3 protein-coding genes are annotated in these 1,111 nt (G+C 64.9%); all 3 read right to left on the bottom strand.

Annotated elements, in window-relative coordinates; translation table 11 throughout:
• Positions 1 to 272 (bottom strand): HisA/HisF-related TIM barrel protein (locus EN742_RS35650; protein ID WP_245492487.1); only part of this gene is annotated, 272 nt, incomplete at its 3' end.
• A gap of 2 nt (positions 273 to 274) precedes the next feature.
• The gene (locus EN742_RS35655) at positions 275 to 565 is read right to left on the bottom strand and encodes a DUF1330 domain-containing protein (protein ID WP_127407415.1); all 291 of its coding nucleotides are present in this window, start codon (positions 563 to 565) and stop codon (positions 275 to 277) included.
• On the bottom strand, positions 566 to 1,111 hold a 546-nt coding region (hisH, locus tag EN742_RS35660), incomplete at its 5' end, for an imidazole glycerol phosphate synthase subunit HisH (RefSeq protein ID WP_245492488.1).

The raw sequence follows: 1,111 nt of genomic DNA on the forward strand, positions 1-1,111 counted from the left end.
TCCTCGATCTGCTCCAGTGTGCGGATGCCGCCGCCGAGCTGCACCGGATTCTTCGTCGCCTTGAGGATGGCGCCGACCGCCGCGCTGTTGACGCTCTGGCCCTTGAAGGCGCCGTTGAGGTCGACGACGTGCAGCCACTCGAAGCCCTGCTCCTCGAAGGCCCTGGCTTGGGCTGCCGGGTCATCGTTGTAGATCGTCGCCGTCGCCATGTCGCCGTGCTTCAGGCGCACGCATTTGCCGTCCTTGAGATCGATGGCGGGAAACAGGATCATGGTCAGGCCCCTTCGACGATCACGAAATGGCCGGTCGAGGCGGCGAGCCTGAATTTCGAGGCCTCCTGGTATTCAGGCGATTCGTAGCAGGCGACCGCTGCTTCGTACGACTCGAACTCGACCACGACGTGGCGATTGCCCGTCGGCCCTTCCGGGTTGGTGTAGCGCCCGGCCCGGACGGGGAACTTCGCGCCATACTTGGCGAAGGCCCTGGCATTGGCCTCGATGTACTGCTTGTAGACCTCGGGGTCGCGGACGTCGATCAGCGCGATCCAGTAGCCCTTCTTGTTCATCTAGGGTCTCCAGCGCAGGAAATTGGCGATCAGCGCCAGGCCCAGCGCCTGGCTTTTTTCGGGATGGAACTGCGTGCCGATGAGATTGTCGCGCGCGACAGCGGCCGTCACCGGCCCGCCATAGTCGGCGACGGCCAGCACCTCGTCCGGCTTCCTGGCCTCGAGATGATAGGAATGGACGAAATAGGCGTGCAACCCGTCGGATCCGGTCGCGATGCCAGAAAATACCGGGTGATCGCGTCGGAGCTCGATCGTGTTCCAGCCGATCTGCGGGATTTTCAGCGCCGGATCGGCGGGCGTGATCTCCTTGACGTCGCCAGCGATCCAGCCGAAGCCCGTGGTGACGGTCTTTTCAAGCCCGCGTTCCGACATCAGCTGCATGCCGACGCAGATGCCGAGGAACGGCCGTCCCTTGCGAACAGCCACGTCCTCCACCGTTTCCCACATGCCGGCGACAGCCTTGAGGCCGGCCGCGCAGTCGGCATAGGCGCCGACGCCGGGCAGCACGATGCGCTCGGCGGTGCGGACCCGTTCCGCATCGGCGGT

The organism is Mesorhizobium sp. M4A.F.Ca.ET.020.02.1.1, assembly GCF_004022645.1.
GTDB lineage: Bacteria > Pseudomonadota > Alphaproteobacteria > Rhizobiales > Rhizobiaceae > Mesorhizobium.

Bases quoted from the DNA above. Each gene is read 5' to 3' on its own strand.
- EN742_RS35655 (WP_127407415.1), bottom strand. From the start codon at position 565: ATGAACAAGAAGGGCTACTGGATCGCGCTGATCGACGTCCGCGACCCC.